The following is a 26,367-nucleotide window of genomic DNA, read 5'->3' on the forward strand; positions in this document are numbered from 1 at the left end:
AGTGTCCGAAGACGTTCGCAAGGGGATCGGCGGAGCCGTCCGAGTCGGGATCACCGGGGAGGGCAGGCTCTACGACGAGGTGCGGCGCGTGCTCTCCCGACACCACCGGCTGCTGGTGGTGGGGAAGAACGACCGGGACGCCGCGCGGTCCAAAGTGGATGTACTTCTGCTGGTGCAGGACGGCTGGGACCGGCAGTGGCAGCGGGAGTGGAACGACTGGTGCCTCACAAACGACGTGCCGCTGCTGCCCGCATACCTCACGCCCGGCGCAGCTCTTGTCGGCCCGTGCATGTTACCCGGGGATGATGACGGCTGCCTGGTCTGCGTCGACGAGCGCCGCCTGCGGGCGCGCGACGACCTCGGCGACTACGGCAAGGCGCTCGCGGCTCAGCCGGCGCTCATCGCGCGAATGGGCGTGCTGTGGCTGACCACCTTCGCCGTGGACCTGCTCAGCAGCCTGATCGCAGGCGAGATCGACCGGTTCGGCGCGGACCGCACCACCATGACCACTCGGCGAGCGATGATCCGGCTCTCCCTGGACGAGTTGCGCACCAGCATGCACCGCTGGCTGCCCGATCCGTTGTGCGAGCGCTGCGGTCGGTTGCCCGATGACTCCGCGGCGGCGGCCGGCATCGAGCTCCATCCGCGGCCGAAGGTGTCCCCCGACACCTACCGCGTTCGGTCGCTGGCGGGGGAGCGGGACAAGCTGCACCGGATCTACGTCGATCGGGAAGCCGGATTGTTGCGCGCCGTGTACAAGGAAGGGCGCAGCGTCTTCCCCAGCGCCAGCGCCCCGATGGGTCTGCGGGCCACGACACGCACCGAAGTGGGCTACGGCCACCAAGTGAATTTCGCCGCGAGCCAGCTCACCGCGATCGCCGAGGGCATTGAACGCTACGGCGGGATCGAACCCGGTGGAAAGCGGACCGTGGTGCGGGACAGCTACCGGGAGCTCGGCGACGACGCGCTGGACCCGACGACGCTCGGGCTGCACTCCGACGAACTCCACCAGCTGCCGGGCTTCCCGTACCCGCGCTACCACCACGACCTCGTCTGCAACTGGGTCTGGGGCTACTCCTTCGCCCGCAAGCGGCCGATCCTGGTGCCGGAGAACTACGCCTATTACGGGACGGTCCACCGGAACACGAGGGAGCACCCGTTCGTCTACGAGATCTCGAACGGCTGCGCGCTCGGCGGGTGCCTCGAGGAGGCGATCCTGCACGGCATCCTCGAGGTGGCTGAGCGCGACGCCTTCCTGATGACCTGGTACGCCCGGTTACCCGCGCCCCGCATCGATCCGCGTTCCGCCCCGGACCCGGCCGTACCGCTGGTCATCGAGAGCATCGAAAGCTTCTCCGGGTACTCGATCGAGGTCTTCAACATCACGCTGGAACAGGGCATCCCCTGCTTCTGGGTCATGGCCGTGGATCGGCAGGGGATGCCGGACATACCAAAGGTCCTGTGCGCTTCGGGTTCGAACCTCAACCCGGCGAAGGCCCTGACAAATGCGCTGATGGAGTTGGGGCCGCTGGTCAGCAGACCTGCCGAGTTCCACCGGCAGAACAGGCCGCGGGTCGAGGAGATGCTGGCCGATCCCTACGCGGTGATGTCGATGGAGGACCACGCAGCGCTCAACGGTGCGCCGGAGGTCTTCGACCGCTTCGACTTCCTGCTCTCCTCGCCGGCGCGGCAGACCTTCGCCGAGGCGTTCAAGGACTACTACCAGAAGCCGAAGAACACGGACCTGCGCGTGGATCTGGAGGAGACGGTCGGGCAGTACTTGCGTTGCGGGCTCGACATCGTCGTGGTCGACCAGACCACACCGGAGCACCGCGCCGGGAGTTTCAACTGCGTCAAGGTGATCATCCCGGGCTTGCTGCCGATGACCTTCGGGCACCAGCGCCGCAGGGAGCGGGGTTTCGAGCGGTTGTACCGGATTCCCCACCAGCTCGGCTACTACGACAGGCCGCTGACCGACGCCGACATCAACCCGCATCCGCATCCCTTCCCGTGAGGCCAGGACTGGAGGTGACATGGGCAACTGGGACCTGACCATCGGCGATCGGTACCTGCAACGGACCGTTCACGAGGCCGAAGACCTCTTCGCGCAGGTGCTGGGCGAGGAGCCAACCGGCCCGGACCCACTGCCGTTCAAGGTCTACCGAGGTGTGCGGCGCTACCCGTTGCCCGGTCGGCTGTCATGGGATCTGGGCGACGTGCGCAGCACGTTCGCCGACTTTGCGGGAGCCGGCGCGCCGAACCGCGAGGAGACCTCCCCGGAGCGGGTCCTGTCGACCTTGCTCCACTACGGGTACGGCTTCTCCCGGTGGGACGTGGGGCCGGGTGCCGTCTGGCCGCATCACCGGATGGTTCCATCGGCCCGCTGCTACTTCCCCACGGAGCTGTACCTGTGGCTGCCCCGCTCCGGTGACTTCCCGGCGGGCATGTACCACTACGACACCCTGCACCACGCCGTGGCGTTGATCCGCGAGGGGGAGTTCCTGGGGGAGCTGAGCGAGCTCCTGGGGGCCGACCTCGACGAGGCCGGAAGCGTGGTGCTGCTGTCGTCGCTGTTCTGGAAGAACGCCTTCAAATACCGCGGCTACTCCTATCGGTTGTGCGCGCAAGAGGCAGGGATGGTCGTGGGCAACCTGCTGATGGTCGCCGGTGCGCTGGGACTGCGGGGTGACGTGCACTACCAGTTCCCGGATCGCCCGGCGGGCCGCCTGCTGGGTCTCGAGCCCAGCGAGGAACACCTCTTCGCCGCACTGCCGCTGCGTCCCGCCGGAAGGTCGCCCCTCGAGGGCGTGATCAGGGTTGCGGGCGGACGTGCGGGCCTGGAGCACCTCCCGCCGATGCGGCACACCTACGTGCGGCCGGAGGGCCCGTCGCACGCGCACGACGAGTTGTTCACCTCGATCGCTGAGAACTGCCTGCTCGACGACGGAGTTGACTTTGCCCGGGAACTCCCGGCCGTGTCGCGTTGCCCGCACGAGGTGTCCTCGGTGCTGCCGGCACCGCCGGCCCGGGAAGAGCCGCTGGACCTCGGTGCTGCGTTGCGCGCCCGCAACTCGGGCAACGTGCTGTTCAACCCGGTCGCGCGAACCCTTCCGCTCGCCGATTTCTGGGAGATCGTCCGGTATGCGACGGAGCCGTACACGTGCGATCTGCGGCCTGGCGTGGCAGCGCCCGGAGTCAGCCTGCACGTCGCGGTGTTCGACGTGGCGGGGCTGCCGCCCGGCATCTACCGGTTCTGCCGCGAGCACGGCGGACTGCACGTGGTGTCGGAGGGCGATTTCTCCCGCCCGCTGCAGGGCGCCCTACCAGTGCCCAACCTCAACCTGTGCGCGTCCAGCATGGCCCTGTACCTCGCCGCGGACTACGCCGAGACCAGCCGCGTCTTCGGCAACCGGGCCTACCGCTTGATCAACCTGGAGGCCGGTCTCGTCGCCCAGCGGCTGTGCGTGCTCAGCGCCGCCCACGGCGTCTCGGCCCGGGTCCACAATGGATACGACTCGGCCACCATCGAGGCCATCGTCGAGCTGGACGGGGCGAAGCTGACGCCCTTCTTCCAGATCGCCGTCGCGCACAACCGACCGGGAGTCCAGCACGGACTGCCGGTCATCTTCTGACGTGGGGGTGGGAAGGTGAACTACCGCGTCGAACCCACCTTCGTGGTGCGTGCTGCGGAGCTGCCGCTGGCCGTTTTGGCGCGTCTGCGCACCGAGAAGACGGCGCAGCTCGTCGAGCAGATCGTCGACATCCAGGAGTGGCTGGACGCCCAGGGGGAACCGCTTTCCGATGCCTTGCACCCGGTGATCGGGCGCGTCACCGAAACCCCGTTGCGGCGCCGCCTGATCAGCCTGCGGCGAGACGTGTACCAGGGGCGTGCTCCCCGCGCCGGCGGTCCGGACGCTGATTTGCTGGCGGCGGTGCCCGCGGAATTGGCCGATGCGCTGGACACGTGGCGCCGCAAGGTGATCGACCGCGATGCCCTGATCATCCGGGCTGGCGACGAACTGCTCGTTGAAGAAGAAATGCAACGGCGCGCATTGCACGACATCGCATCCCGTCCCGCCGTCCAGCGGGGACTGGTGCTGGCAAGTAGGGACCTCTACCTCAGCCTCGGCAAGTGGTCGCCGTCCCGTGCGGACCGCAAGCTGGAGCGCAAGTTGGCGAAGTACCTCTCCCGCATGGCGGCCAAGACCAGCCCCTACAGCACTTTCACGGCCTCCGCACAAGGCAGGTGGTCCTCCAGCACCGGAGCAGAACTGTCCTTCGACGGCGCCGGACGTCGCAGCGTCGTGGAGTTGAACGCCTTCCTCCAGCAGCAGATACCCCGGGCATTGGCGACGTGGCCGGAGATCCGGGCGGGGCTGCCGATGCGGGTGAACAGCAGCGTCGTGGAGGACGGCGAGATGATCCGCTTCCTCGGTCGCAAAGACGGTGAAGCCGTCCTCGAACTCAACGCGACACCCACGTTGCGGCGATTTCTGGGACAGGTACGGCACGGCAGCAACCGAACCCACGGTGGGGTCGTGCATGAGCTCGCCGCCGCGGACCGGCGCAACCGCAGCGAGGAGGTCGCCCGCTTCCTGGACCAACTCATCGACATCGGCCTGATCGAGATCGGCTTCGAGCTGCCGGACAACGACGTGGACCCGCTCGGCGGGCTGGTCGACCTGCTCGCCCGCTTCGATGGCGAGCGCGTCGCGTCCGCGCGGGAATCGCTGGGGCGGCTGCGGTCCGCTCTCCAGGACTACGAGGACCTCGAAGCCCCGGCCGCGCGGCTGGACCAGGCCCAGGCCATCCATGACCGGCTCAGGAACGTCTACGACCTGCTCGGCTGGAGCGCGTCGGGTGAGCAAATCCCGAAGAATGCCTTCTACGAGGACGTGCTGATGACCGGGGTCCGGCCAGTGCGTGCCCCGGAGCCCTGGCAGGAGCTGTTCAACGACCTGGACCTGGTGCGCCGTCTTGCGGGGCTCTACGACCGGTTCCTGCCCGGGCAGATCGCAGCGGAGGAGTTCTTCGCCGAGCACTACGGCAGCGGTGCCCAGGTGCACTTCCTCGATTTCTACAGCGCTTTCTGCAAAGCGATCGGGCAGCCGGGAAAGCGGCCGGCGGGATTCCGGGTGGGTGGGGCCGAACTGGCGCTCTGCTACGAGCAGGCGTTTCCGGTGCCCAGGATGGGGATCGAGCGGTTGGACCAGCTGGCCGATCTACAGGAGACGCTGGTCGCGCTCGTGTCTGAGGCCCCCGTGGACGGGGAAGGGGTGCGGCGGCTGCCCGGCGAACCGGTCCGCGACTTCCTCCGCAGCCTGCCCGGCCACGTCCGTCCGCAGGAGTCCCTGGCCTGCTACCTCCAGCCGCTCGCCGGCACGGATGGTCAACCGCGCGCCGTGCTCAACGAGCTCATGACGGGTTTCGGGCGCAGCCAGGCGCGCTTGCTCAGGCTCGATCACAAGGCCGGTACCGGTGCGTTCGAGCAGCCCGAGCTCCCCGCCCCCGGCCCGGACGGCCGGTACTACGCGGAGGTCACCGGGACGGTCGGGTCGAACCTGAACCTGAAACGACCGGTGACCTGCTACGAGATCAGCTACCCGATGAGCACGAGTGACCGGCCTGGGAAACGGCGAATACCGCTCAACGATCTGGTGGTCGTCCACGATCCGCAGGCGCGGCAGCTCCGCCTCGTCTCGAAGAGCCGGGGCATCGGTGTCATACCGGTGCACCTCGGCATGATGGTCGAGTTCCTGCTGCCCCCCGCTTACCGGTTCCTCCTCCAGATGTTCGGTCAGGCCGTGCCCCGCTTCGAGTTCATCAAGCAGCTTTCGACGGCCTCGGCCTCCGGCGAGCTCGACGGCGTTCGCCGGTATCCCCGGCTAGTGCTAGGTGAACTCGTCGTCAACCGGGCCTCGTGGGTCGTGCGGGCCCAGGACTTGCCGTGGCGACCCGCCGGGGGCTCGGGCGTGGGGCACCTGATCGACGTCACCCGGTGGCGCCGACGGCACGGAATCCCGCGGCAGTGCTTCGTCCGGGCCATCGCCGGGCACGGCCACGCCGCCCAGAAATCGCGTGTGGACGGGATGTTCGACAAGACACGCAAGCCGGTGTACGTCGACTTCTCCAGCGCGCTCTTCCTGAACGTGCTCGACGAGGTCGTCGCCGGAACCGACGAGGCGCTGGTGTTCGAGGAGATGTTGCCGGGGCCGGCGGACCTGGTCGCGCGGGACGGAGATGCCAGGCGCGCCTGCGAGTTCGTCGTCGAACTGACCCGGGGAGGCCGGGATGACTGAGCCGCGCTGGACCAGCAGGCACATCCACTACCAAGAGCCGCTCGATCGGCTGATCAACGGCGCGATCCGCCCGTTGTTCGCCGACCTGACCGGCGGATGTCTCGTCGAGGACCACTTCTTCGTCCGGCACTGGCAGGCCGGCCCCCACCTGCGGCTGCGGCTGAAGCCGCGGACACCCCAGGACGCGGCGAAGGTCGCCGACCTGGTGGACCGCCACGTGCGCGGCTTCCTCGACACCAGTCCTTCGCGGACGGTCATCAGCGAGCAGGAGTACCTCCGAATCGCGCAGCCGCTGGTCGCCGTGGAGCGCGGCCAGGACACCGTCGAGCCGCTGCAACCGGACAACTCGATGCGCACCGCGCACTACGAACCCGAGCTCGGACGCTACGGGGACACGCCCGAGGCCATGCGAGCGGTCGAGCGGCACTTCACGGAATCCAGCGAGCTGGCTGCCGACATCGTGGCGTCGGATGTGCCGGCTGATCGCCGGAGTGGACAAGCCTTGACGATGATGTTGGTGTCGGCGATGGTCGCCGCCAACGGCGCCGGCGGGTTGACCGGGTACTTCGATACCGGGCAGCGCGGTTGGGGACGCCAGCTCCTCTTCGGCGACGTGGCGGCCAGCGAGCAGCTGTTCGAGGCGAAGTTCCAACGGCAGCGGCCCCGCCTGGTACGGCTCATCAGGAGACTTGTCGAGCTGGTCGAAGCCGGCGCAGCCGATGAGGCTGGGCCCGAAGTGGCCCGGTGGACCGCCTCGACGACCGCGCTGCGCCAACGGCTCGACGGGCTGCAGCAGCAGGGTCTGTTCGCACCGCGGGAGCTGCTGATGGGCTCCACTCCGGATGCAGGCCTGCGCAGCGTGCTCCTGTTCTGCTCGCACATGCACAACAACCGCCTGGGCATCTCGTTGCCGGCGGAGTCCTATCTGATGTACCTGCTGTGGCGGTCAATTTCCGAGATCACCGGGGGTGCGAACTGAACGCCGAGCGGCCAACGACTTTCCACAGTGCCGGAGCCCGCGCGAGAGATCGGGAAGCGGGACGCGACGCGAGCTCAGCGGCGCGCGAGTACCAGGAACTCGCCGAGAGCATGCCGTTTCCCGAGGAAGTCGACTGGGACGACGCTCCCTCCCAGTTCAAGCTCTACCGCGGCCACCCCCGGATACCTCTCGGCTACGAGAACCGAACCGCCACCGCGCCCGCCGATCGGCTGGGCCTCGACCGGCTGGGCCTCGACCGGCTGGGCCTCGACCGGCTGGGCCTCGACCGGCTGGGCCAGCTCCTGTTCGACTCCTACGGCGTGGCCCGCTACCGGTGGACTGCCGCGGATGCGTTGCGAAGGCTGATCGGGACCAGGGGGGCCGACCCGCCCGGTGGCGCGAAGCTCGCCCGCAACTCGCTTCGCCCGGTCCCTTCCGGAGGGTCGCGGTTTCCCGCCGAACTGTACTTGGTCTCCGCTCTGGACAGCGGAGTCGCGCCAGGAGTCCACCACTACGACGCCGCGCACCACGCCCTGGTGGCGGTCCGCGAAGGCGACTGGACCGCGGAACTGGCTGCTGGCCTGGGCGTTCCCGGTACGAGGGCGAGCCTGACCGTGTTGGTGAGCGCCTTTTTCTGGAAGAACGCCTTCAAGTACGGTGACCTGACCTACCGCCTGTGCGGCCTGGACTGCGGCGTGCTCGTCGGGCAACTGCTCGAGGTGGTCGCGCGGTACCAACTCCAGGCGAGGGTCTCGTACCAGTTCGTGGACGACGACCTGGACCGGTTGCTGCGGCTGGACCCGATGCGGGAGAGCGTCTACGCGGCGATCACGATCGGCGAGCTCGAGGAGGCGGATGCGGCACCGAGTGATTCGGGTACGCGACTGACCGACGACGTGCTCGTATCGCGGACCGGGGGATCATCGGTGTCAGAGCCGGACTGGTCGCTCGACCTGCTGCCGCTGCAGGCGCGGGTGCACCGGGCGTCCCGCTTACCCGATCGGACTTCGCTGCGCGCGGCAGGGGCCAAGCAACCCGTCACCGCGTCCGGAGTCCTGAGCCGGGCGACGTTGAGCCTGCCCCGCCATCGGACCGATCTGCTGTCAGGCCTGTCGGCCCGCCGCTCGTCGATGGGCTACTTCACGCCCGCGGACATGAGCCTGAAGGCGCTGTCCGCGCTGCTCGCCGCCGCCACGCAGGGTTACTCCAACGACCTGGACCAGCGTCAGCGGTCGATGCAGCACACGATTCTTTTCTGCGCGGTGAACCGCGTGTCCGGAGTGGACCCGGGCGTCTACCGCTACCGGCCCGCGTCGGCGGACGACGAAGCCGGGCTGGAACTGGTGCGGGCGGGCGACATCGGTGACGAGCTCCAGGAGTCGCTGCTGATCAAGCTCTTCAACCTCACTCACGCCAACCTTTGCGTGTATCCGGTGGGGGACTACGGCGCCGGGTTCGAGGTTTACGGCGACCGCTGGTTCCGGATGCAGAACATGGAAGGCGGCATCATGACGCAACGGCTCTACCTCGCCGCGGCGGCGCTGGGCCTGCGATGCCACGCCAGCCTCGGCTACGACGTGCGGCGGACCAACCGGCTGCTCGGTGTCGACGGTACCGGGCTGACCAGCCTGATCCAGGTGATGATCGGTTCCGGTCGAGCGCCCGGGGACTTCTACGAGGCGGCCTGGCAGTAGGCTCCCGCGACGCACGCCGCTTCGGCGATCGTCGCGGGAGCGGGGAATCAGCCTGCGGAACGTGCTTTCGACAACGGACCGGTGCGCCGAGCGGCCTGCTTGCTTCGGCGCTGCATCATGCTGTTGATCGCGCGGAAGGACATCCGCGAGAGGGAAACCGCCAGTTTGTTGCTCTGCAAGCCCTGCTTCTGGTAGCGCAACGCTTTGCCGACGGCGGCGAAGCCGTACTCGAGCATCGTCGTTTCGTAGTCGCGGATCGCTTCGACCGTCGGCGTGCCGCCGCGGTGCACCCGGACAAGATTGCGGCACAGCAGATCCGCGTCGCGCAGTGCGGTGTTGCCGCCCAGTCCGCCGACGGGCGACATGCTGTGCACGGCATCGCCGAGCAGCGTGATGTTGGTGCTCTCCCACGGCTTCACCGGGACCGAGGTCTGGTAGGGCACGAGCAGCGCGCTGTCCGGGTCGGACTCGGCGACGAGTCTGCGCAGCTGCGGATGCCAACCGGAGATCAGCCGCTCGATGAACTTCTTGAGCTCGGTGCCATTGAGCGCGTGGATGTTCGCTGGGCAGGCGCTGCGGCGGACGACGAAAGCCGTTCCGACGTAAGCGTTGTCACCGGGAGTCGAGGGAAGGCCATCGTGGTCGGTGGTCCGGTCGAACTCGGTGGTCCGGTCGAACTCGGTGGTCCGGTCGAACACCGAGATGGAGAGGAAGTAGGGCGCCGGCGCCATGATCATGTTCCGCCCAGTGGACAGGGGCGGTTCCAGCCAGTCACGCACCTCTTCGGTGAGCGGAAGCTTGAGGCCGATCCCGAACGCGTCGGTGTCGACCCGCTCCACCTGTGGCAAGTACTGCTTGCGGAGCTGGGAGTTCACGCCGTCGGCACCGACGAGCACGTGGCCGGTTGCCGTGGTGCCGTCGGCGAAGTGCGCGGTGATCATGCCGCCGGGACCGCGCTCGTACCGCTCGAACTTCTTGTTGAAGTGCAGCACGTCGTCGAGGTCGGTCAGCAGCACCTCCCGCAGTGTGACGCGGTCGATGGCGTGCGAACGTTCGGCGGGGCCGGATTCCGGGGCCACCTGCGAATCAGACTCCAGAACCATGAGTTCGTGCAGACCCTCGGTCAGGAACCGGAAAGCGCCGAGGTCGACCGTGCTGGCGACGAACGCGTCCCAGGTCGTCGTCGGGAGACAGGAGTGCAGCGCTTTCGCCCCGTCCGGATCGATGTGGATCCGATAGCCCTCCAGGCGGTCGGTTTTGGTGCGGTCGCGCTCGTAGACGGCTACCTCCGCACCGGCTCGTTTCAACCCCTGCGCCAGGCACAGCCCACCGATACCACCGCCGATGACGATGACCTTGAACGATGTGTCGGACATTCTTCCGTGGCCTCCTGTGCTCCCGGTATTCGTCATCGGCGTCGTGGCGCCGCCCGGATGTTCCCATTCGGTTGTTGGTTGCTCGCCGCGCAATCCGGTCGGTAGGGTGCGGAATGTGTTGGCAATCGATGACCTGAGCCGTCGCTTGCCACGATTCGCGCCGGTGACGCGAAGTTCACCGCGGCGGCGAACTCACCCCCAGGTTCGTCCGGCCCCCGCGCAGACTTTTTCATACTAGCCCTTGGACGGTCCAGGATGCAGTTGCACGACATAGAGACGAAGGCCGGGTACGACCTGTGGGCTGGTTCCTACGAGCAGACACCGAACCCGGTGGTCGCAGTGGACGCGCAGCACAGCATCCGGGTGTTGGCGCCGGCTTCCGGGGAGCGGATTCTGGATGCGGGGTGCGGCACCGGCCGCAACCTCGCCACGATGCTCACCGCCGGAGCGGCGCCCGTGGGTGTCGATTTCTCCCCGGGCATGCTGGAGGTCGCTCGAATCCGTTGCCCGGAGGTTCCGGTCTTCGAAGCGGACCTACAGGGTGCGCTGCCTTTCGGCGACGCCGCATTCGACGCGGTCTACTGTGCGCTGCTCGGCGAACACCTGGACCATCCCGGCCGCGCCACCGCCGAATTCCACCGGGTGCTGCGCCCCGGCGGTCGGCTGGTGTTCTCCGTCTTCCACCCGATGATGGCGGCGACAGGGATGTCAGCGCAGTTCGAGTACGACGGCAGGGCCTACAAGCTGGTGGCCCACCCCTACACCGTCGACGACTACGAGGGCTGGCTTGCGGAGTCGGGTTTCACCGCGGTGCAACGCCACGAGTTCGTCGGCGATGACCGGATGGTCGCCGAGGTGCCGTGGTCGTCCTGGCTCGTGGGCAAGCCGATCCTGCTCGTGCTCACAGCGCAGAAGCACGGCTGATCACGTCCGTGCGCGGGATCGTGCCGCCGCTGTTGCCCGCCGAACGGCCGTCGGCGGCGCTGACCTTGATACCCCGCACCTGTGGTGCGGGGCATCCCACAAGGTGGCGGGGCCGTGACTAGGATCGGCTTCTCGTTTGTTCCCATTGTCGGCTCATGGCCTCAGTGTGGAGATATTTTTTCATGCGCCTGGCAAGAAGGTCCGCCAAAGCTTCGATTTCTTTCATGTCTTGTTGGCGGATCGGCAGACATATGCGGGATGTATGGTCACTCGTCGAATTTTCGACATTTCTGAATTGCTCAATATTTGACGGCTTGAGGATTCCGAGCTCGTATCCAAGAATCACAGCACCGACACGGTTGCGTAGATTAAACTTGCGGTAGATATTACACAATCGGGACTTTACGGTATCTTTCGAGATGTACAACCGCATCGCAATTTCATTGTCCGTAAGTTCGCAGGCGATGCAATATATGACGTCCCTCTCTTCCTTGGTGAGATTTATCAACTTGTCGGTGCTGAATTTTTGCGGTGACGTTCGCACTACATTAAAACCGTTCGTACTAGTTTGAAAATGACGGAATCGCGTGGGTGCGGCCGATTGGCGGCTGGAGGATCTGCCGCCAACCGGCCGCGACGGACCGATGCCGGGCCGGGGGGTACGACACTTGGATATCCAGTATCGACCGGCACCGGGCCGTGTCTGGGGTCATGCGGTACGTCTATGTCGTCCGATAGTCGCTTCGGCTGGTGACTCTTCCCGCACCGCCTCTTCAATGCAGTCGCGGCACGGTCTCACAAGTGGTGGCGCATTGGACTTGCCCATGTTGAGACCGCATCGCGACGTCGCGATGGTGCCGGGCTGGCGTTCGTGTGCATACCCGAGATGGTCAGTCCAAACCACCCGGACCCCAGGCAGACCCGCGCACCCTTCCATCGCGGGCACTGGTCCGAATACAGCCGGTCCGCTCACTCTGTGCCCCCGTCTGATCTCATGGCATGCGCCCGAACGTGAAGTACATGGGAGAGTCGCCGCAATTTGTCCGCTAGCGCTACCTGATTCTCCAGGGGGTAGTCCCCCCGCACGATATTGAACTGCGCATCGCTGATTGCCCATTGGGATTCGGCAAGCATCACAGCAAGCGTGCCGGCCGGAACCTGACTCGCCACGGGTGGCATATCGGCCAGTCGATCAGCTCGGCCAATGACAACTAGCAGGCAGGGAACGCACGCTGCCCCCTCACCCTCCTCGCACACCTCCACCAGCACGCGTCGAAACGTCTCCCCAGACACGGACGTCACCGTGCCATCCCTAAATTCTTCCGCGCAGTGCAGGACACGTTTCGACTCACGCACGACGCCCTCTCTGTAACGGAACCACCGCACGTCGCTACCCTCGTGCGTCTGGTCGGGCGGACCAGGTGGACCAGAAACGCCGCCGTGACTTGGCATAGTGCCGCCGTCTACCCCGGACGGTCCATCTGAGAAGCTGGGCGCGTTGATCATGTTACTTCCAACCCTGGTAGTGCTTCCGTTCCCCTGGTAGCACTCGATGGTGTCTGGTAGCGATCAAGTACCACCACTACTCAAACGGGTGATCAATCAAACCGAAACGGCCGATAGGATGTGTTACATGCCTGCTACCGCTGGTACACCGCGTGCAAGGGCGTTGTCTGCTGCCCTCCGGGAGGTCCGAACAGCGTCCGGGGTGGGTGTACGAGAGCTTGCTCGCCAAGTCGGCTATACGCACGTAGAAATATCGAACTGGGAGACGGGCAAGCGTGTACCGAAGATCGAAGCAGTAGCTGCGATTCTCGGCACGCTACGCGTAGCAGGAGAAGATCGTGATCGGATTCTCGATCTTGTCCGCAATGTCCATGAACCTAATTGGCTCACGGTTGGGCTAAACGGTATTCCTCAACAACTCGCGGGTGTCATCGAATGCGAGCGTTCGGCTACGTCAATTGTTGAGTGGATACCCATGGCCGTTCCTGGCCTGCTGCAAACACTCGAATACACGCGAGCAATAAAGAAAACTAGCGGACTTTCGGAAAATGACACCGAGCTTCGCGTCATGTTGAGCGCGAGTCGCGGCGAAGTTATTACCCGACGCAAGCCAGTTGAGTTCTGTGCCTACATCGGCGAAGTTGCGCTATCTGTTCCTATTGGTGACCGAGAAACGATGCTTGAACAGCTTGCAAATCTCAGCGATCTTGCGAAGCGTCCAAATGTTGCAGTGCGCATCGTTCCAATTCAAGTCGGATGGCATCCAGGTCTTGCTGGTCCGTTCGTGTTCTATGAGTTCTCCGATTCATCCCCCGTCGTTCATTTTGAACACCACAGTTCGGGCGCGTTCATACACGCAAAGCATGACGTAGATGAGTATCGCAAAGCCATTCGATGGCTTGACGATATTGCGATGGAGACGGGGAAATCACTTGAATTTATTGCCAAGGCTTCAGCGCATTGGGAGGAGGTGAGCCATGATTAATTACAAATGGCAAAAGTCTAGTTACTCACATGCAAATGGAAATTGTATCGAGCTAACGACAACGTTAGACGCAATCCGCGATTCGAAAGACCCGTATGGACCGACCTTGAGCGTCGACGTGTCGACGTTCGTTCGTGCGGTGCGGCAGGGTCGTTTCGACCGCTGAATGTATGACGCCCCGGTGCGTGGCACCGGGGCGTCATAGTTAATTTCTGCCTTGTATCTTCGATGACCCTCGACTATGCCTCGCCATGTCGAGTATGCGCGCTCAACAACGTCGAAACTGCATTGGTTGCACACCGATCGCTGGTTCGAGCGGGAGGAACCCGATCCGAGGTGTAACGCCTTGGCTCCGCGCGCATATGCCTCGCGTGTGGGCTGGTAGCAGAGCAGTTCGAAATTTTCGCCGACGTGCGGTGCGCGCTCCTAGTCGAACCCTATTACGCACAGGTAGTCCGTGTCGCCTTCGCTGAAGGCCACCGAGAAACTGATCGCCTGCCGTCGGACTTCTCCGACAGGCGGGAACAGCACGGCTTCATCACCGTGCGCGGGCAAGGTTGACCTGTCCGGTTTTAGTCGTTTCGGGTAGTAGGTCCGGGAGTCGTTCGGGTGTGGTTGCCGGCGCGGAGCGCGGGCCGGATGCTGGCTACCGCGAGGTTTTGGGGTGCGTTGCGGGTGCCCGGTGGTGGTGGTCTTCGTCGAAGGCCATGTCACGCACCAGGTGAAGGCGATTTGTTGTGCCCCAATGCCCTTGAACCAGTTCTGCCGGCTCAGCGGGGCTAGTGGAGGTGGGTGGCAGGGTGATCAGGTGGATGGCAGGGCGGTCAGGTAGTCGAGTTTCGATACCGGCGGCTTTGCAGTCCGGGCGGCGCCAGCGCCGTATACGGATGGCCTGCCAGGCCCCGAGCAGTTCGGTTCGCAGGTTTTCGTCCAGAACAAGGATCTTCCAGGCTGCGGGCTGCGGGCTGCGGGTCCCGGCGTGCCCGTGCCCGCGCCCGCCCACGATTTCCATTGAAATTGCGGAGGTTGTCCACAGGCATCGGCGTGTCGGGGTGCGACACGCCGACGTTCCGCAAGTTCCATTGAAATCGAAGGTTCGACTTCAATGGAACTTGCGGGGTTGTGTCCGCCGAGGCTGACTCGGGTCCAGGGCAGGGTTTTCAGCTGTTGGTGTAGGCCAGACCGGTCGCCTTTGACTGGGAGCAGCCAGCACGCCCCCACCTTCTCCACCCCGGAGACGAAGGAGGCGCCGGTGCGTTCGGCATCGGCGGTGATCACCACTTTCTCCAACGCTTTTCGGCCCAACCGAGCCGGCAGATCCGCGGGCTGCGGCGTTCTCATCACCGGCCTCCACCGAGGTGGAGGCCGAGAACGTCGCCACGGGAGTTCATCGCAGCCACCACGTGTGTTCGGGGGCATGCCGGCCTTCCCCGGTGGGACCGCTGACCGCGGCCCGCATCGTTTTGCCGTCAGAAGGCGACGACCCTCAGATCAACCTTGCACACGCCCTGGCTTTATCACCGTGCGCGGGCAGCGGGACGCGGCGTTACTGTGCGCTGCTCGGCGAACACCTGGACCATCCCGGCCGCGCGACCGCCGAATTCTACCGTGTGCTGCGCCCCGGCGGTCGGCTGGTGTTCTCCGTCTTCCACCCGATGATGGCGGCGACAGGGATGTCAGCGCAGTTCGAGTACGACGGCAGGGCCTACAAGCTGGTGGCCCACCCCTACACCGTCGACGACTACGAGGGCTGGCTTGCGGAGTCGGGTTTCACCGCGGTGCAACGCCACGAGTTCGTCGGTGATGACCGGATGGTCGCCGAGGTGCCGTGGTCGTCCTGGCTCGTGGGCAAGCCGATCCTGCTCGTGCTCACAGCGAAGAAATCCGCCGGTTGACGTCCGTGCACCGGATCGTGCCGCCGCTGCTGCCCGCCGAACGGCCGTCGGCGGCGCTGACCTTGATACCCCGCACCTGTGGTGCGGGGCATCCCACAAGGTGGCGGGGCCGTGACTAGGATCGGCTTCTCGTTTGTTCCCATTGTCGGCTCATGGCCTCAGTGTGGAGATATTTTTTCATGCGCCTGGCAAGAAGGTCCGCCAAAGCTTCGATTTCTTTCATGTCTTGTTGGCGGATCGGCAGACATATGCGGGATGTATGGTCACTCGTCGAATTTTCGACATTTCTGAATTGCTCAATATTTGACGGCTTGAGGATTCCGAGCTCGTATCCAAGAATCACAGCACCGACACGGTTGCGTAGATTAAACTTGCGGTAGATATTACACAATCGGGACTTTACGGTATCTTTCGAGATGTACAACCGCATCGCAATTTCATTGTCCGTAAGTTCGCAGGCGATGCAATATATGACGTCCCTCTCTTCCTTGGTGAGATTTATCAACTTGTCGGTGCTGAATTTTTGCGGTGACGTTCGCACTACATTAAAACCGTTCGTACTAGTTTGAAAATGACGGAATCGCGTGGGTGCGGCCGGTTGGCGGCTGGAGGATCTGCCGCCAACCGGCCGCGACGGACCGATGCCGGGCCGGGGGGTACGACACTTGGATATCCAGTGTCGACCGGCACCGGGCCGTGTCTGGGGTCATGCGGTACGTCTATGTCGTCCGATAGTCGCTTCGGCTGGTGACTCTTCCCGCACCGCCTCTTCAATGCAGTCGCGGCACGGTCTCACAAGTGGTGGCGCATTGGACTTGCCCATGTTGAGACCGCATCGCGACGTCGCGATGGTGCCGGGCTGGCGTTCGTGTGCATACCCGAGATGGTCAGTCCAAACCACCCGGACCCCAGGCAGACCCGCGCACCCTTCCATCGCGGGCACTGGTCCGAATACAGCCGGTCCGCTCACTCTGTGCCCCCGTCTGATCTCATGGCATGCGCCCGAACGTGAAGTACATGGGAGAGTCGCCGCAATTTGTCCGCTAGCGCTACCTGATTCTCCAGGGGGTAGTCCCCCCGCACGATATTGAACTGCGCATCGCTGATTGCCCATTGGGATTCGGCAAGCATCACAGCAAGCGTGCCGGCCGGAACCTGACTCGCCACGGGTGGCATATCGGCCAGTCGATCAGCTCGGCCAATGACAACTAGCAGGCAGGGAACGCACGCTGCCCCCTCACCCTCCTCGCACACCTCCACCAGCACGCGTCGAAACGTCTCCCCAGACACGGACGTCACCGTGCCATCCCTAAATTCTTCCGCGCAGTGCAGGACACGTTTCGACTCACGCACGACGCCCTCTCTGTAACGGAACCACCGAACGTCGCTACCCTCGTGCGTCTGGTCGGGCGGACCAGGTGGACCAGAAACGCCGCCGTGACTTGGCATAGTGCCTCCCACGTGTGTTGACCTGACAAGTACGCTGTGCATGAACAGACCGGATGATCAGGTAACAGGTTGGGAGTCTCCAGAATGACAACGGCAATACCCTAAACGGGTGATACGCCGGAATGACACGAAGGATGCATCGCATGGCTACAGCGATAGGATCGCCGCGCGCACGTGCACTATCAGCAGCTTTGCGTAAAGCACGCGAAGATCGAGGATTGAGCTTGCGTGACCTAGCGAAACGCGTATCACTGAACTACTCGTATCTGTCGAACCTGGAAACCGGCAAGCGCGTTCCAAATGTAGAAACTACAGCGACGATTATCGGCGCGCTTCGCCTATCGGCGACTGACCGCGAAAAAATTCTCGCCCTAGCTCGCAACGTAAGCGAACCAAATTGGCTGACTGTCGGCATTCCAGGGATACCGCATCAACTAGCCGGGGCATGGGAGTGTGAACGCGCAGCGTCATTGATTACCGCGTGGAATCCTTGCGTCGTACCTGGATTGCTGCAAACTACAGACTATGCGCGGTCAATCGCGGTAGCGAGCGGACTGGAAACACACGAAGTTGAATCACGCGTCATGGTCAAACTTTCCAGGCGCGAAATTCTCACCAAACGTGACCCTGTGATGTTTAAGGCCCTGGTTGCCGAAACTGCATTGCGCGAACCGATTGGTGACCCCACGGTCATGGTGGACCAACTACGCCACTTGCTCACCATCGCGGAACGGTCAAACGTTGTAATAAGGATAGTTCCGCAGCGGGTCGGATGGCATCCCGGCCTGATGGGTCCTTTTGTCCTATATGACTTTGCCGATTCGCCTTCCGTTGTGCATTTTGAGCACTACAGTTCGGGTGCGTTCGATCAAAATGAGGACGACGTAAAGGCGTATCGAAACGCAATAAAAAGGTTGGCAAGCTTTGCCTTGAGTGCGCGTGATTCAAACGAATTCATCGCGCGACTTATTGTGGATGAATGGAGTGAAAATGGAGAAACAAATCCACTGGATCAAGTCTAGTTATTCTGGGCCTAACGGTGATTGCGTCGAACTGGCCACCACGTTAGACGAAATTCGAGACTCTAAGGACCCTCACGGGCCGACGTTGGCTGTCGACGTGTCGACGTTCGTTCGTGCGGTGCAGCAGGGTCGTTTCGACCGCTGAATGTATGAGGCCCCGGTGCGTGGCACCGGGGCGTCATAGTTAATTTCTGCCTTGTATCTTCGATGACCCTCGACTATGCCTCGCCGTGTCGAGTATGCGCGCTCAACAACGTCGAAACTGCATTGGTTGCACACCGATCGCTGGTTCGAGCGGGAGGAACCCGATCCGAGGTGTAACGCCTTGGCTCCGCGCGCATATGCCTCGCGTGTGGGCTGGTAGCAGAGCAGTTCGAAATTTTCGCCGACGTGCGGTGCGCGCTCCTAGTCGAACCCTATTACGCACAGGTAGTCCGTGTCGCCTTCGCTGAAGGCCACCGAGAAACTGATCGCCTGCCGTCGGACTTCTCCGACAGGCGGGAACAGCACGGCTTCATCACCGTGCGCGGGCAAGGTTGACCTGTCCGGTTTTAGTCGTTTCGGGTAGTAGGTCCGGGAGTCGTTCGGGTGTGGTTGCCGGCGCGGAGCGCGGGCCGGATGCTGGCTACCGCGAGGTTTTGGGGTGCGTTGCGGGTGCCCGGTGGTGGTGGTCTTCGTCGAAGGCCATGTCACGCACCAGGTGAAGGCGATTTGTTGTGCCCCAATGCCCTTGAACCAGTTCTGCCGGCTCAGCGGGGCTAGTGGAGGTGGGTGGCAGGGTGATCAGGTGGATGGCAGGGCGGTCAGGTAGTCGAGTTTCGATACCGGCGGCTTTGCAGTCCGGGCGGCGCCAGCGCCGTATACGGATGGCCTGCCGGGCCCCGAGCAGTTCGGTTCGCAGGTTTTCGTCCAGAACAAGGATCTTCCAGGCTGCGGGCTGCGGGCTGCGGGTCCCGGCGTGCCCGTGCCCGCGCCCGCCCACGATTTCCATTGAAATTGCGGAGGTTGTCCACAGGCATCGGCGTGTCGGGGTGCGACACGCCGACGTTCCGCAAGTTCCATTGAAATCGAAGGTTCGACTTCAATGGAACTTGCGGGGTTGTGTCCGCCGAGGCTGACTCGGGTCCAGGGCAGGGTTTTCAGCTGTTGGTGTAGGCCAGACCGGTCGCCTTTGACTGGGAGCAGCCAGCACGCCCCCACCTTCTCCACCCCGGAGACGAAGGAGGCGCCGGTGCGTTCGGCATCGGCGGTGATCACCACTTTCTCCAACGCTTTTCGGCCCAACCGAGCCGGCAGATCCGCGGGCTGCGGCGTTCTCATCACCGGCCTCCACCGAGGTGGAGGCCGAGAACGTCGCCACGGGAGTTCATCGCAGCCACCACGTGTGTTCGGGGGCATGCCGGCCTTCCCCGGTGGGACCGCTGACCGCGGCCCGCATCGTTTTGCCGTCAGAAGGCGACGACCCTCAGATCAACCTTGCACACGCCCTGGCTTTATCACCGTGCGCGGGCAGCGGGACGCGGCGTTACTGTGCGCTGCTCGGCGAACACCTGGACCATCCCGGCCGCGCGACCGCCGAATTCCACCGGGTGCTGCGCCCCGGCGGTCGGCTGGTGTTCTCCGTCTTCCACCCGATGATGGCGGCGACAGGGATGTCGGCGCAGTTCGAGTACGACGGCAGGGCCTACAAGCTGGTGGCCCACCCCTACACCGTCGACGACTACGAGGGCTGGCTTGCGGAGTCGGGTTTCACCGCGGTGCAACGCCACGAGTTCGTCGGCGATGACCGGATGGTCGCCGAGGTGCCGTGGTCGTCCTGGCTCGTGGGCAAGCCGATCCTGCTCGTGCTCACAGCGAAGAAATCCGCCGGTTGACGTCCGTGCACCGGATCGTGCCGCCGCCGCTGACCGCCGAGGCCACCTCTTTCCCTGTTGCCGCAGTCCGCCGCTTCGCCTGAATTTACCGGAGGGAATATTCCGGCTTTCACAAATGGCTGTCCTTAAAGGACTCGATGGGGGTCGCAGGTTCAAATCCTGTCGTCCCGAAAGGGCCCGCTGGACGGCGCGAAAGCGCAGTTCCGGGCTCTTTTGTGTTTCGGTGTGGATTTTGCGACGAGCACCTCGGTAAACCGGTCCACGGGCAGCCCGGAACCTGGCGGAGAATCGTCGTCGTCGAACTCGTAGCCTTCAGAGGCCGGATCGCCCGTCGGCGATCAACCTGTACACCAGCACGCACGAGTCGACGCACCCGGCGCTGAGCCACGCCCAGTCGATCAGGTGTGCCCGCCCGGTGACGTCTTCCGCGGAACAGCTTGCAACCAACCATCTCGGATGCGGGCGAACCGAGAAGAAGGTGCAAGCTCTCGTGGTTACAGGTGCAGAGTAGGTATTGATGTCTTGGGTGTCATCAGCCGTTCGCCTTACTCTCAGTGCGTGAGCTTGCCAAGGAACAGCGATTCGAATCCCGTAGTGCACCCGATGAAAACCTAGATCCGCGAGGAATGGGTGCGAGCATCTCGACAGCGACGAGCGAGGCGTCGGGACTCGGCTTGCTGGCGTTGATGGCGTTGAGTTCGGCGCTCATCGAGACGCCCTGATCCCTGGCACGACCTGCCGGAGTTCCACAAGGTCGAGATGCGCCGGGAGTGTTCTCGTCGTTGGGTCTTACGCCTCGTGGCCACAACGCCGTCCGATGAGGAGGACATGTGCCCAAATTTCCCGCGTTCGCCACCGCGGTGGCGGTTTTCGTCGGAATTGCAACAGCATCGTGGACGATGCCCAGTAGCGCTGCTCCTGCGAACCCGCTGACCATCGCACCGCCGACGTTATCGGGCAACTGGTATGGGGCGGCGCCGTATGTGACGCCGCTGTACGGCAATCCGCCGGCTCTGCCGAAGGTGATGGCGGCGACAGGGCAGAAGACCTTCCAGCTGACGTTCATTCAGTCTCCTAGGGGCGGTGGAGGCTGTACGCCAACCTGGGATGGAGCGGTCCCGGTAGCCGCGGACACCGCCGTCGCTCGAATCATTAACGGTGTGCGCTTGGCCGGCGGTGACGTTTCCGTTTCGATCGGCGGCTACGGCGGCACGAACTTGGGCCAAACCTGCGGCAGCGCGGAGGATACGGCCAGCGCTTACCAGCAAGTGATCGACAAGTACGCTCTCCGGGCGATCGATTTCAACCTCGAAGAGCCGGAGTACTCGGACCCCGTCGCCACGAAGAAGGAAGTGGGAGCGGCGCAGATCCTGCAGCGGAACAACCCTGGCCTGTACATATCAGTCACCACCGTGGCCACACCCAGCGGAACGACACCGCAGGGGCAGAACCTGCTGAACACGGCGAAGTCCTTGAACTTCACGCCGGACAACTACTCGATCATGCCGTTCAACGGTTTCCCTGACGTCAGCAGTCAAATCTCCGCGATCGAGGCGTTTCACGGAGTCCTGATGAGCACATTCGGCTGGGACAGAGCGACCGCGTTCGCTCATGAGGGCGCGTCGCTGATGAATGGGCGCTCGGACTTTGGCGAGTACTACACCCAAGCCGATTTCCAGACGCTGCTGGACTATTCGATCAGCCACGGCATGTCCCGGTACACGTTCTGGTCGCTCAACCGAGACCGCCCATGCACACCGCCCGACAACGGAAAGACTTTGGGCACCTGCAGTAGCGTGCCGCAGCACCACTGGGACTTCACCAGGTTAACCGCGCAGTTCGCCCAACGGACACCGCGATGAAGGTCGGCGTCGAGGACCCACCGCCTGCTAGTTAGGGGTCTTCTTGGGGTGTGGGTGGTGGTGATTGTTGCGTTCCGAGGTGGCCCGTGCGTGATTTTCGGGGCTATAGCGCTCGAAACCGCTCACGACAATCGTGCTGGTGGTGTGGTGGTGGTCGGGTGGCGCCTTCGGCGTGCCCTCAAATACCACGGCGTGCAACTCAAGACGTCGTTTCTTTAGCCCGCCAACTGATTGGGGGCCAAGCCGAAATGAAGATCTCGGCCCTGGTGCGGTCGGTTGCGGTGCCAACGTGGTGTCCACTACCCCGGGGGAACCTCAGGCCGCGCCGAACGCGCACCAATCTGCGCCCCTGCCGGACAGTACGAATCCTGTGTGCCCGCACGCCAACAACCCGCCGATCACCGCGGTCGGTCTCGTTCTGGAAGAACTCGCCCTCCGGGCAGTCGACCTCTTACTAGCCTGAGTTTCCCTCTTAACATGATCAACATCAGAGTTTCGGCTGATCAGAGGGCGCGTTTCATGATCCCCGGCGTATTACCCGACTCGCTCGATCACCGTCGCCGGAAAGCAAGAACCGCGACAACGAGCACGCACATGACGGCGATGAGCAGGAAAAGGCCCCAAGGAATGGCCCACGCCTGCGTCGTGTTCTCGACGGCGGGGAGCGGGGCTGTCGAGCCTGCCGCGTCAGTGAGCAGCGGGACGAGGGTGACCGTCCCGGTCAGTTGCAGCGCAGAAACCACGCCGCGGAACGGCACGGAAACCTGCCACGTTTCGCCTGGGAGCAGCCGGGGCGAATCGTCGATCTGCCCGGAGGGAACGGACCATGTCCCGAAGGGGCCGGAAAGGGATACCGCTTGCCGGGCCGAGAGGATGACGTTGCCGGTGTTGCGGATCGTGTAGGTGGTGGTGGCGTCACCCTTGCCGAACGGGTTGGGCGTGCCCGAGTAGTGCACGCCCAGACCCTCGACCAACAGGCCCGGCTTGAGCCCGCCACCTACGCGCAGCTGAATCCGGATGCCGACACGTCGCTCCACACCACCCTGCGTCAGCGAGGTGACGATGCCGCCCATGTGGTCGCCGGCCGTGGCGTTTTCCGGAACGGTGACGGTGAACGGCACCTCGGCGGACTGGCCGGTTTGTTGTCGGTGTCGTTCGCGTGGCTGGCCGGCGAGTAGATCGAGTGGTGGTAGACCAGCACCGTGTACTTCGCCTTGCCGCCCTGCTGGTTGATCACGTCGGTGATGTAGCCGAGGTGCGCCTCGTCAGCGCCGTTGGCGTAGGCGTTGCTGTTGATGTCGATGAACAGCACGTCCTTGTAGATGTACCAGTAGTCGCCGCCGGACTGGGTGTCGGGGCTGCCCTTGTAGTACGACGCCGAACGATCGGTGTTCGGGGTCCAGAAGTGCTGCTCGTAGGCCTTGCCGCCGACGTCGTGGTTACCGATGGTTGCGGCCCACGGGTACTGGCGCAGCTTGTCGGGCGCCAGGAACGCGTCCCACTGCGGCTCGGTGTTGGCGGTCTCGACCTGGTCGCCGCCGGAGACCAGCAGCTCCGCGTTCGGGGTCGCGGTCAGGGCGACGTCCAGGGTGTCCTTCCACCCTTCGCCGTCCTTCGCCACGTTGCCGGACGAGCCGATCTGCGGGTCGCCGAAGAACAGGAAGTCGAAGTCGCCCTTGAAGTCCTGGGTCTTGAAGGAGTACGTCGGAGACCAGCTGTCCCCGGCACCGACGCGGTAGGAGTACGCGGTGTCCTTCTTCAGGCCGTCGATCGTCGCGTGACCGTTGAAGCCGCCGTTGACGCTGTTCGCGGCGACGGTCGCCGGGAAGGTCACGGCGTTCTTCGGGAACTGGCCGTCGATGAGCTTGTCGGTCGGGGCGACCTGCACGACCTGCGCAGTGTCGGTCGAGGAGTACCAGCTCACGACGCGTTGGGATTCCTTGGCGCCGACACCGAGGATGATGCCGGTGAGCGTCGCGGGCTAGTCGGCGAAGGCTGCGCTCATCGGACCGGTGCCGAACGCCACGACGACGCCCACGGCCGCCGCCGTGACACCGCGAACGACGCGGCGTCGGACAAGCCCCGCGGCATCGCTGGATTTGATTGTCTTCATTGAATTTGCATCCGTTCCGGTCTTAAGGGTGAGAAGACCGGTTCGTAGCGTTTCCGCTGTTGACGTCGTCCAGGTGAACGTGGACGGACGGACCCGTTGCACGAGCCGGAAGAGCTAGTGCGTCAGAGTCCGAAAATTCGCTGCACGAACCACGCCACGCCCATCACCGAGACGCCGGCCGAGATGACCCCGGTCGTCCATCGCCGCGCGACCGGGACGCGGTGGCGCAGCAGGGCGAGCAGCGGGAAGACAACCGCGATGATCGCCAACTGCACGACCTCGATGCCGAGGTTGAACACGAGCAACGACCAGAGCAGCGTCCACGACCAGGCCTCGTCGATACCCAGCGCCTCGGCGAACCCGAGTCCGTGCACGAGGCCGAAGCAGAAGACCACCGCAAGCCGAGCCCAGCCGGCACGATCCAAGAGCCTGTTGAGGCGACCGGACTCGGCCGCCTCGAGATCGGTGGCGTGCGACCCGCGGCGCCATAGCCGCCAGAGCGGCCAAGCCGCGACGACCGCAATCGAGAGCGCGATGGCGGGCTCCACAAACGACGCAGGCACCCGCACGAGGCCGAGTGCGGCGAGGATGAAGGTCACCGCGTGGGCGAGGGTGAATGTCGTTGCCGCCAGAACGATTTCGCGCAGGCGGCGTGAGCCCGCGATGAGCGCCAGCAGGAACAGGACGTGGTCGAGCCCGGTGAGCAGATGCTCCGCCCCGAGCTGAAAGAACTCCCAGAACCGCTCGGCCCAGGACTGCTGCGTGGAAAACGACGGCTGCCTCGCATCGAGCGCGGCGCTGCCGGAGGTCAGGTCGAGGTCGTAGGTGACGATCGTCTTGGTATCGCGCACATAGCCCTCGGAATCCGGGAAGAGCCCGCTGTGCACCTCGTGCGAATCTGCGGCCGCACACCGGTAGTCGAGAACCAGCCGCGCGTATGGCACGCCGTCGCGTTCTTCGATCGCGAAGTGGCCATCCTGCGTCGAGGTGCACGCCTGCCCCCGGACTGTGACGCCGAAGCGGCCGGTCACGTACTTGACGACCGAGCCGGCGTGGGTGTCGAGCGCGGCGGCCTGCGCTGCCGAGTCCCGGACCTCGAATGCCGCGTTGCCTTGCCGGAAGAGCGGATCGTTGCGCTCGTAGTCGGCAACCGAGACGACGAGCAGGTCGTATTCCAGTCCGAGCTCAGCCCGGACATGCCCCGATTCGGGCGAGGTGACGTCGACGTAACCAGTCGAGGAGAAGCCGTGTGCGAGAGCGGGTGCCGCATTCAGTACGACGGCCACGGCCACGGCAGCGGCGGCGACGATGGCGCGGAAACGACGTCGGGGAAGGTCTGGCATGAACTCCTCTTTCTGCGGTCGACCGCAGACTGCTCGGGGCAAGCGAACGAGCGGCAGACCACGAGCGAACAAACGGCGACCGCATTTCGAAGGAGAAAGGCCGCGCATCGGAAATCCCCGTCGATCGGGTAGGAAGGAGACGACCTTCTCGCCCGCCTGGGAGGATGATCCGCTTGCGCTCGCGACTTCTGGCCGCCGGCATCACCTCGGCGGCCGCGATCGCCGTACTGGTCAGCGGATGCGGCTCGCCCGACGACTGGTCTCAGCCGCACGCCAAGCCCAGCCCGGTCGGCACCCTCGGCCCCGGGTTCGTCAACCCCGCCGCGCCGCCCACCCCGGAGGCGACGATCACGCCCAGCCCCGGCTCCTGGGCCGGGGTCCGTCCGTCGCCTGGTTACCGCGTGGTGCTGCTCACCGCGGGAAACGACCCCCAGACCAGGACTCTGGTGACCGCCGTGACACAGTGGGCCGAGGAGGAGCAGATCAGCCTCAAGATTGTCACGGCCGACGAGCCCGGCCAGCTCATCGAGCACATCGTCGAAGCCATCGACCTGGGACCCGACCTCGTCATCAGCGCCGGCAACGACCTCGTCGATCCCCTCGCCGTGGTCACGGCCAGCCATCTCGACCAGCAGTTCCTCGTGCTCGGCGCCGAGTTGGCCGAGCCCACGGCGAACGTCACCGCAGCCAACTGGACCGGCGCGTCATTCCGCGGCGAGGGTCTCGGCATGTCCTCGACGTACGATCCCGCCTCGATCACGCCCGAACGCGCCGCAGCCGCCGTCAGGGCAGGAGTCGCCAGCGTGCTGAACGGTCTGACCGGCATCGTGATCCGGCTCGACTAACGCCTCGCTCCACGGCGAAGAACGCGTTGCCGTGGTCGGCGATCTGAGGTTGGTGTCCGCATTGCTAGCCGGACCCGCTCCTGCGGTGCACATTCCGCTCGCACAGCCAGGGCACGGCTTCAGATGGTCAACGGCGGACCATAATTCTCGGCTTAAAGCCACGATCCTTCCTGCATCAGGCATCGAGAGAATACGCCCTGC

At 64.5% G+C, this 26,367-nt stretch carries 21 protein-coding genes; 14 read left to right on the forward strand and 7 right to left on the reverse strand.

The annotated features are described in order from the left end of the window. Position 1 precedes the first annotated feature (1 nt). From ACRXBZ_RS35970 to ACRXBZ_RS35990, 5 genes are all read left to right on the forward strand, one after another. The gene (locus tag ACRXBZ_RS35970; protein ID WP_433882870.1) at positions 2-2,014 is read left to right on the forward strand and encodes a TOMM precursor leader peptide-binding protein; all 2,013 of its coding nucleotides are present in this window, start codon (positions 2-4) and stop codon (positions 2,012-2,014) included. Between the two features lie 19 nt (positions 2,015-2,033). After that, positions 2,034-3,632, forward strand: coding sequence for a SagB family peptide dehydrogenase (locus ACRXBZ_RS35975; protein WP_433882871.1), 1,599 nt, complete (start codon positions 2,034-2,036; stop codon positions 3,630-3,632). A 15-nt stretch (positions 3,633-3,647) separates the two neighbouring features. Continuing rightward, positions 3,648-6,299, forward strand: a complete 2,652-nt coding sequence (locus ACRXBZ_RS35980; protein ID WP_433882872.1) for a lantibiotic dehydratase — start codon at positions 3,648-3,650, stop codon at positions 6,297-6,299. Then, complete coding sequence (locus ACRXBZ_RS35985; RefSeq protein ID WP_433882873.1) at positions 6,292-7,278, forward strand: thiopeptide-type bacteriocin biosynthesis protein; 987 nt, start codon at positions 6,292-6,294, stop codon at positions 7,276-7,278. The genes ACRXBZ_RS35980 and ACRXBZ_RS35985 overlap by 8 nt, the downstream gene beginning before the upstream one ends. Positions 7,279-7,388: 110 nt before the next feature. After that, positions 7,389-8,972 carry a SagB family peptide dehydrogenase gene (locus ACRXBZ_RS35990; protein WP_433882874.1) on the forward strand — a complete coding sequence of 528 codons (1,584 nt, stop codon included), beginning with the start codon at positions 7,389-7,391 and terminating at the stop codon, positions 8,970-8,972. 47 nt (positions 8,973-9,019) lie between these two features. Here ACRXBZ_RS35990 and ACRXBZ_RS35995 read toward each other — a convergent pair whose 3' ends face one another. Further along, positions 9,020-10,348 carry an FAD-dependent oxidoreductase gene (locus tag ACRXBZ_RS35995; protein ID WP_433882875.1) on the reverse strand — a complete coding sequence of 443 codons (1,329 nt, stop codon included), beginning with the start codon at positions 10,346-10,348 and terminating at the stop codon, positions 9,020-9,022. 255 nt (positions 10,349-10,603) lie between these two features. Between ACRXBZ_RS35995 and ACRXBZ_RS36000 the strand changes: the two genes are divergently transcribed. Continuing rightward, entirely contained in the window at positions 10,604-11,272 is a 669-nt protein-coding gene (locus tag ACRXBZ_RS36000; RefSeq protein ID WP_433882876.1) for a class I SAM-dependent methyltransferase, read from the forward strand. Positions 11,273-11,390: 118 nt separating this feature from the next. Here the strand turns inward: ACRXBZ_RS36000 and ACRXBZ_RS36005 are convergent, their stop codons facing one another. Then, positions 11,391-11,816 carry a response regulator transcription factor gene (locus ACRXBZ_RS36005; RefSeq protein WP_433882877.1) on the reverse strand — a complete coding sequence of 142 codons (426 nt, stop codon included), beginning with the start codon at positions 11,814-11,816 and terminating at the stop codon, positions 11,391-11,393. Between the two features lie 1,089 nt (positions 11,817-12,905). Between ACRXBZ_RS36005 and ACRXBZ_RS36010 the strand changes: the two genes are divergently transcribed. The 3 genes from ACRXBZ_RS36010 to ACRXBZ_RS36020 all read left to right on the forward strand — a co-directional run bounded on the left by ACRXBZ_RS36010 (position 12,906) and on the right by ACRXBZ_RS36020 (position 15,658). After that, positions 12,906-13,763 carry a helix-turn-helix domain-containing protein gene (locus ACRXBZ_RS36010; protein WP_433882878.1) on the forward strand — a complete coding sequence of 286 codons (858 nt, stop codon included), beginning with the start codon at positions 12,906-12,908 and terminating at the stop codon, positions 13,761-13,763. Further along, on the forward strand, positions 13,756-13,929 hold the full coding sequence (locus ACRXBZ_RS36015; protein WP_433882879.1) for a DUF397 domain-containing protein: 174 nt from the start codon (positions 13,756-13,758) through the stop codon (positions 13,927-13,929). The genes ACRXBZ_RS36010 and ACRXBZ_RS36015 overlap by 8 nt, the downstream gene beginning before the upstream one ends. 1,267 nt (positions 13,930-15,196) lie before the next feature. Further along, positions 15,197-15,658, forward strand: a complete 462-nt coding sequence (locus ACRXBZ_RS36020) for a class I SAM-dependent methyltransferase (protein ID WP_433882880.1) — start codon at positions 15,197-15,199, stop codon at positions 15,656-15,658. A 115-nt stretch (positions 15,659-15,773) separates the two neighbouring features. Here the strand turns inward: ACRXBZ_RS36020 and ACRXBZ_RS36025 are convergent, their stop codons facing one another. Next, positions 15,774-16,199, reverse strand: coding sequence for a response regulator transcription factor (locus tag ACRXBZ_RS36025; protein WP_433882877.1), 426 nt, complete (start codon positions 16,197-16,199; stop codon positions 15,774-15,776). Positions 16,200-17,250: 1,051 nt separating this feature from the next. On the opposite strand from ACRXBZ_RS36025, the gene ACRXBZ_RS36030 reads away from it, so the two are divergent. The 4 genes from ACRXBZ_RS36030 (at position 17,251) to ACRXBZ_RS36045 (ending at position 21,865) form a co-directional block, all read left to right on the forward strand. Beyond that, the gene (locus ACRXBZ_RS36030; protein WP_433882881.1) at positions 17,251-18,129 is read left to right on the forward strand and encodes a helix-turn-helix domain-containing protein; all 879 of its coding nucleotides are present in this window, start codon (positions 17,251-17,253) and stop codon (positions 18,127-18,129) included. After that, positions 18,098-18,274, forward strand: coding sequence for a DUF397 domain-containing protein (locus ACRXBZ_RS36035; protein WP_433882882.1), 177 nt, complete (start codon positions 18,098-18,100; stop codon positions 18,272-18,274). The genes ACRXBZ_RS36030 and ACRXBZ_RS36035 overlap by 32 nt, the downstream gene beginning before the upstream one ends. Positions 18,275-19,541: 1,267 nt before the next feature. Beyond that, entirely contained in the window at positions 19,542-20,003 is a 462-nt protein-coding gene (locus tag ACRXBZ_RS36040) for a class I SAM-dependent methyltransferase (RefSeq protein ID WP_433882883.1), read from the forward strand. 830 nt (positions 20,004-20,833) lie between these two features. After that, entirely contained in the window at positions 20,834-21,865 is a 1,032-nt protein-coding gene (locus tag ACRXBZ_RS36045; RefSeq protein WP_433882884.1) for a glycoside hydrolase family 18 protein, read from the forward strand. A 551-nt stretch (positions 21,866-22,416) separates the two neighbouring features. Here ACRXBZ_RS36045 and ACRXBZ_RS36050 read toward each other — a convergent pair. From ACRXBZ_RS36050 to ACRXBZ_RS36065, 4 genes are all read right to left on the reverse strand, one after another. Beyond that, complete coding sequence (locus ACRXBZ_RS36050; protein WP_433882885.1) at positions 22,417-22,938, reverse strand: hypothetical protein; 522 nt, start codon at positions 22,936-22,938, stop codon at positions 22,417-22,419. Next, positions 22,914-23,828, reverse strand: a complete 915-nt coding sequence (locus tag ACRXBZ_RS36055) for a purple acid phosphatase family protein (protein ID WP_433884080.1) — start codon at positions 23,826-23,828, stop codon at positions 22,914-22,916. Before ACRXBZ_RS36055 ends, ACRXBZ_RS36050 begins: the two co-directional genes overlap by 25 nt. 18 nt (positions 23,829-23,846) lie before the next feature. Next, entirely contained in the window at positions 23,847-23,978 is a 132-nt protein-coding gene (locus ACRXBZ_RS36060; RefSeq protein WP_433882886.1) for a hypothetical protein, read from the reverse strand. 122 nt (positions 23,979-24,100) lie between these two features. Continuing rightward, entirely contained in the window at positions 24,101-25,321 is a 1,221-nt protein-coding gene (locus ACRXBZ_RS36065) for a HupE/UreJ family protein (protein ID WP_433882887.1), read from the reverse strand. Between the two features lie 173 nt (positions 25,322-25,494). On the opposite strand from ACRXBZ_RS36065, the gene ACRXBZ_RS36070 reads away from it, so the two are divergent. Further along, entirely contained in the window at positions 25,495-26,166 is a 672-nt protein-coding gene (locus ACRXBZ_RS36070) for a type 1 periplasmic-binding domain-containing protein (protein WP_433882888.1), read from the forward strand. Positions 26,167-26,367: the final 201 nt, after the last annotated feature.

The organism is Saccharopolyspora hattusasensis, from assembly GCF_050972075.1.
In the GTDB taxonomy this organism is placed as follows: domain Bacteria; phylum Actinomycetota; class Actinomycetes; order Mycobacteriales; family Pseudonocardiaceae; genus Saccharopolyspora; species Saccharopolyspora hattusasensis.

What these genes read in the sequence shown, in the direction of transcription:
- ACRXBZ_RS35975 (WP_433882871.1), top strand. Translation starts at nt 2,034, where the DNA reads ATGGGCAACTGGGACCTGACCATCGGCGATCGGTACCTGCAACGGACC.
- ACRXBZ_RS35985 (WP_433882873.1), top strand. Translation starts at nt 6,292, where the DNA reads ATGACTGAGCCGCGCTGGACCAGCAGGCACATCCACTACCAAGAGCCG.
- ACRXBZ_RS35990 (WP_433882874.1), top strand. Translation starts at nt 7,389, where the DNA reads ATGCCGTTTCCCGAGGAAGTCGACTGGGACGACGCTCCCTCCCAGTTC.
- ACRXBZ_RS35995 (WP_433882875.1), bottom strand. Translation starts at nt 10,348, where the DNA reads ATGTCCGACACATCGTTCAAGGTCATCGTCATCGGCGGTGGTATCGGT.
- ACRXBZ_RS36000 (WP_433882876.1), top strand. Translation starts at nt 10,604, where the DNA reads ATGCAGTTGCACGACATAGAGACGAAGGCCGGGTACGACCTGTGGGCT.
- ACRXBZ_RS36010 (WP_433882878.1), top strand. Translation starts at nt 12,906, where the DNA reads ATGCCTGCTACCGCTGGTACACCGCGTGCAAGGGCGTTGTCTGCTGCC.
- ACRXBZ_RS36015 (WP_433882879.1), top strand. Translation starts at nt 13,756, where the DNA reads ATGATTAATTACAAATGGCAAAAGTCTAGTTACTCACATGCAAATGGA.
- ACRXBZ_RS36030 (WP_433882881.1), top strand. Translation starts at nt 17,251, where the DNA reads ATGGCTACAGCGATAGGATCGCCGCGCGCACGTGCACTATCAGCAGCT.
- ACRXBZ_RS36035 (WP_433882882.1), top strand. Translation starts at nt 18,098, where the DNA reads ATGGAGAAACAAATCCACTGGATCAAGTCTAGTTATTCTGGGCCTAAC.
- ACRXBZ_RS36050 (WP_433882885.1), bottom strand. Translation starts at nt 22,938, where the DNA reads ATGGGCGGCATCGTCACCTCGCTGACGCAGGGTGGTGTGGAGCGACGT.
- ACRXBZ_RS36060 (WP_433882886.1), bottom strand. Translation starts at nt 23,978, where the DNA reads ATGAAGACAATCAAATCCAGCGATGCCGCGGGGCTTGTCCGACGCCGC.
- ACRXBZ_RS36065 (WP_433882887.1), bottom strand. Translation starts at nt 25,321, where the DNA reads ATGCCAGACCTTCCCCGACGTCGTTTCCGCGCCATCGTCGCCGCCGCT.